This is a genomic window from Rhodoferax sp. UBA5149 (assembly GCF_002413825.1).
In the GTDB taxonomy this organism is placed as follows: Bacteria; Pseudomonadota; Gammaproteobacteria; order Burkholderiales; family Burkholderiaceae_C; genus Rhodoferax.
Genome location: NZ_DHXT01000096.1, coordinates 1 through 4191 on the forward strand (window position 1 = coordinate 1; position 4191 = coordinate 4191).

A 4191-nucleotide genomic window follows, 5' to 3' on the forward strand; every position below is an offset into this window, starting at 1 on the left:
GTGATTGATCCGAGTGGCCGCTTTGCCTATGCGATCAGTCAAGGCGGCGGCATCAGCGCCTTTACCATCAACCAAAGCACTGGTCTGCTGACGACCATCGGGGCCGTCAACTCCAGCGGTTCCACGTTTGCCATTGCGGTCAACCCCAATGGCCAATATGTCTACGTGACCGACGGCTCCAGCAGCAGCAACAACGTGCTGGTCTTCGCCATCAACCAAAGCACCGGCGTACTCACGCCGGTCGGCTCGCCTGTCAGCGCGGGCAACAACCCGCGCGGCGTGGCGGTCAACGCGACGGGCACCTACCTGTATGTGACCAACCTGAGCAGCAACGACGTGTCGGCGTTCAGCATCAGCGGTGGCGGTGGAACTCTGACCTCCGTGGGTGCGGCCGCAGCAACCGGCAGTCAACCGCAGGGCATTGCCATTGCGCCCTAGGTTAAACCCAAATTGCTATTGATTTTATAGCTGGGTAAGTAGTATTGACGGGGGCTACCCCTGTGTCCGACTTCACGCAATAGTCTGCCAGTGGCGCACTGCCCCAGGTTTGCCAGCGTTCGGTCCCTGCTGCGCGCGCTTCTTCAGCTCTCCCTAGAATCGCTTGTCCTGTTCCACACACGAGAGTTCCACCATGGCCAGCATCCCCCTCACCGAAGCACACGCAGCAAAAAAAGGCCTCAAGGTCGCCGTGATGGGCGCGGGCGCCGTCGGCTGCTACTACGGCGGCATGCTGGCCCGCGCCGGGCACGAGGTGGTGCTGATCGCCCGGCCGCAGCATGTGGAGGCGATCGCTAGAGACGGCCTGCGCATGCAGACCACGACCTTCGACGAACACGTGCGCCTGGCCGCCAGCAGCCAGCCCAGCGCGGTGCAGGGTGCGCAGCTGGTGCTGTTCTGCGTCAAGTCGACCGACACCGAAGCGGCCGGCGCCCTGCTGCGGCCGCACCTGGCGCCCGATGCGCTGGTGCTGACCCTGCAAAACGGCGTGGACAACGCCGACCGCCTGCGCACTGTGCTCACCGGAACCGCGGTGGCCGCCGCCGTGGTGTACGTTGCCGTTGAGATGGCCGGCCCCGGCCACGTCAGGCACCACGGCCGCGGCGAGCTGGTGATCGAGCCCGCTGGTTCCAGGTCCGTTTCCAGCGAGGCCGTGGCGCAAGCCCTGATCGCCGCTGGCGTGCCCACCGAGATATCGGGCAACGTGCGCGGCGCGCTGTGGGCCAAGCTGATCCTCAACTGCGCCTACAACGCGGTGTCGGCCATCGCCCAGCTGCCCTATGGCAAGACGGTGGCGGGTGAGGGCATCAAGGACGTGATGCGCGACGTGGTGGCCGAATGCCTGGCCGTGGCCCAGGCCGAAGGCGTGCAGGTGGCGGGCGACGTGGATGCGGCCATCCGCAAGATCGCCGAGACCATGCCCAGCCAGTATTCATCGACGGCGCAAGACCTGGCGCGCGGCAAGCGCAGCGAGATCGACTACCTCAATGGGTTGATCGTCAAGCGCGGCGCGGCGCTGGGAATTGCGACGCCGGCGAACCGGGTGTTGTGGGCCTTGGTGAAGTTGATGGAGGGGCAGCGGGCATAGGGCTACTGGACATTGCATCGCAAAAGCGATACATTGAGATTATGAAAACTGCAACACTGCCTTCTATTCGCGTTGAGCCTGAATTTCGCTCAACCGTTGAATCGCTGCTTCGCGATGCCGAGACCTTGACCGAGTTTGTTGAGAACGCTGTTCGTGAAACGGTTGTCAGGCGTCGCAATCAGGCGGAGTTTCTGGCTCGCGGCATCAAATCCCTTGAAGCCGCCAAGAACAAAGATGACTACGTCGATGCCGACATCGTATTGGACAAACTACGCCAACGCCTTGCAACGGCAACGGCAAAAGCAGGCTCAGGTAAACAATGAGCTATCGGGTCAAATTAACTCGGGAGGCCGAGGATGATTTGCTTCGACTTTACGATTTTGTGCTTGAACGTGAGCTTGATCGAGTGGGTGGCGGGGACCTGGCCGTAGCCGACAGGGCCATTGTTGCCCTACAGGACGGCTTTGCAACCCTACGGAGTTCACCCTTTACCTGCAGAAAGGCTGATCAAAGCCCGTTCTTGCGGGAGCTGGTGATTCCCTTTGGCGGGACCGGCTATATCGCCTTGTTTGAGATTGCAGACAACAACACCGTGATCATTGCGGCTGTACGTCACCAACGCGAGGATGACTATCACTAGGCAGTTGGCGAGCTGCCGGTTCCTGAACGTCGTCGATGGCCAAGCTCGCCCACAGCATGCCCAGCCAGTATCCATCGACCGCGCAAGACCTGGCGCGCGGCAAGCGCAGCGAGATCGACTACCTCAATGGGTTGATCGTCAAGCGCGGCGCGGTACTGGGAATTGCGACGCCGGCGAACCGGGTGTTGTGGGCCTTGGTGAAGTTGATGGAGGGGCAGCGGGCATAGGGCTACTGAAGAACAGCGTTACGTTCGAGCGCGCATTCGCGAATTGTCCGCGTTGCTGGATTAGTGGCTGCTCTGTGCCAAAAACTAACTTTCGCGACCGCAAGTTGACCGTCGCTTACGCATTCGGAAGGAGTCTGTCAGGTTGCGGCGAGGAATTCTGTTTAGGCACAGTGTCCGTTGCATGCTGGTAAAACATTCAGGGAAAAAATCTCTCTTAATTTTGATCTGGATCATTGATCGCGCCAAACGGTATTTGCGATGAGCGGGCTGATGCGGTTGAATGTCTTGATGGCACAGTCTGCTATTTCACCAATGGTCAACCCCCGTCGGACATTCTGACGGTCACCGAGGGAGCTGAATGTTTCTCAGAGGATATAAGCCTGACTGGCTGTACGAGGTATTGCCGTACGCTTACCTTATCGCAGGATTGATAACAATCTTCACGTTGAAAAATGTTATGGGTGCCGTGAGCGGCCTACTCCTGACTTCGACAGGCGCTGCCGTATGGCTTATGCGGCGAAGTTATAGGAGCGCAATGCAGGACAACCCAGATCAGACATCGCGCGGAGTGGATCGTGGGGAACAAGGCACTTCCCTCGTTAAATTGATATGGCGAACTTCTTTTGAAGTTGGACATGAAGTCATTGACAGGCAACACCAAGGCTTGGTTTCTCTTGGTAACGAATTGATAAATGCGGTCTTGACAAAGAGATCAAAGGAATTTGTCCACCTATTGCTTCACGACCTAGTCGATGAAGTCGCAAATCACTTCCAAACGGAGGAAAACATAATGGCCGGTTACAACAATCCCTTGTCTGAAGACCACAAAGAAGTTCATCGTTCAATCCTGGCACGCACCAAGCAACTGCGCGATAGCTTTCAAGAAAGCCAACTGCCAGTCAGCGACATGGTTGGATTTATTGTTTATGACGTTGTCGCGGAACATATCATTAAGGAGGAATTGGATTTCTCGCGTCCGCTACCTGACCTTCACCCCAGTCCCTGACAGTTAGCAATCCGGGGTCGATTTCGAGGATTGATGCATCCGCCAACGACCAAGAGCTGACTCCTGTGACCGGCCGCTTTGTGGGGAGTCACGCGCCACCGGAAGCATTCACGGATAGTTTTGTTGTGTCGCAATAGCGGAGTCAGGCCAAAAAGATTTGCGTCGCTGACCTGGCGATCAAGCAGCAAGGCTGTAGAACTGGTTGGCTGCAGACGTGGTTCGGCCGCTGGGGCAGTCCAGCTGCCCCTTGCGGATCATGTGCATGACCTCAATGCCGGCAATCACGACTCGTGCACGCCAGAATGACTTGAATCCGAGCATCGGACGGGTGATTCGTTTGACGGCCCGATGCTCCTGTTCGACGATGTTGTTGACGTATTTATTTTGACGCATCAGGATGTCGACACAGGCGTCACCAGCGTCTGACCCCATTGATACAAGGTCTCATGTTGAAGTGTCGGATTTTCTTACGCCCTCGCCCGGAAATCTCTCTGACGAGTGCCGATCTCTGTTCCTTAAGTATTCAAGTAAATGATATTGAAGAGGATTTTATTTTTAATAACATATTGGTGCAGATTTTGCTTGTTGTTTGCTTACTGGCTGGTTGACGCAACGGCAGCGCGCAGCGAACGCAACCATCGTGTTTATGCCAGTTGACTAGCTATATCTTTTACAAGGAACTAAAAATGAAAAGCACACATAAACTATTAGGGAGCTTCGTTGAATCCACTGT

5 protein-coding genes and 2 pseudogenes are annotated in these 4191 nt (G+C 56.8%); 6 read left to right on the forward strand and 1 reads right to left on the reverse strand.

The features are described from left to right. The 6 genes and pseudogenes from B3V69_RS08180 to B3V69_RS08205 all read left to right on the forward strand — a co-directional run. Positions 1-438: lactonase family protein (locus B3V69_RS08180; protein ID WP_296445483.1), on the forward strand; the 438-nt coding region annotated here is incomplete at its 5' end. Between the two features lie 193 nt (positions 439-631). Next, positions 632-1585: a ketopantoate reductase family protein gene (locus B3V69_RS08185; RefSeq protein ID WP_296445485.1), complete on the forward strand. Its 954-nt coding sequence runs from the start codon at positions 632-634 to the stop codon at positions 1583-1585. A gap of 41 nt (positions 1586-1626) precedes the next feature. After that, on the forward strand, positions 1627-1908 hold the full coding sequence (locus tag B3V69_RS08190; protein WP_296445487.1) for a YlcI/YnfO family protein: 282 nt from the start codon (positions 1627-1629) through the stop codon (positions 1906-1908). Next, a complete protein-coding gene (locus B3V69_RS08195; RefSeq protein ID WP_296445489.1) occupies positions 1905-2225 on the forward strand; it encodes a type II toxin-antitoxin system RelE/ParE family toxin in 321 nt (106 codons plus the stop codon). Before B3V69_RS08190 ends, B3V69_RS08195 begins: the two co-directional genes overlap by 4 nt. Positions 2226-2269: 44 nt before the next feature. Continuing rightward, positions 2270-2452: pseudogene (locus B3V69_RS08200) on the forward strand (ketopantoate reductase family protein); the annotation flags it as partial. 535 nt (positions 2453-2987) lie between these two features. Further along, positions 2988-3458 (forward strand): bacteriohemerythrin, encoded by a 471-nt coding sequence (locus B3V69_RS08205; RefSeq protein ID WP_296445491.1) that lies wholly within the window; start codon positions 2988-2990, stop codon positions 3456-3458. Between the two features lie 177 nt (positions 3459-3635). On the opposite strand, the pseudogene B3V69_RS08210 reads toward B3V69_RS08205, so the two are convergent. Beyond that, positions 3636-3857: pseudogene (locus tag B3V69_RS08210) on the reverse strand (DDE-type integrase/transposase/recombinase); the annotation flags it as partial. Positions 3858-4191 lie beyond the last annotated feature (334 nt).

Excerpts from the sequence above, each read along its gene's own strand:
- B3V69_RS08185 (WP_296445485.1), top strand. The coding sequence starts at position 632 with ATGGCCAGCATCCCCCTCACCGAAGCACACGCAGCAAAAAAAGGCCTC.
- B3V69_RS08190 (WP_296445487.1), top strand. The coding sequence starts at position 1,627 with ATGAAAACTGCAACACTGCCTTCTATTCGCGTTGAGCCTGAATTTCGC.
- B3V69_RS08195 (WP_296445489.1), top strand. The coding sequence starts at position 1,905 with ATGAGCTATCGGGTCAAATTAACTCGGGAGGCCGAGGATGATTTGCTT.
- B3V69_RS08205 (WP_296445491.1), top strand. The coding sequence starts at position 2,988 with ATGCAGGACAACCCAGATCAGACATCGCGCGGAGTGGATCGTGGGGAA.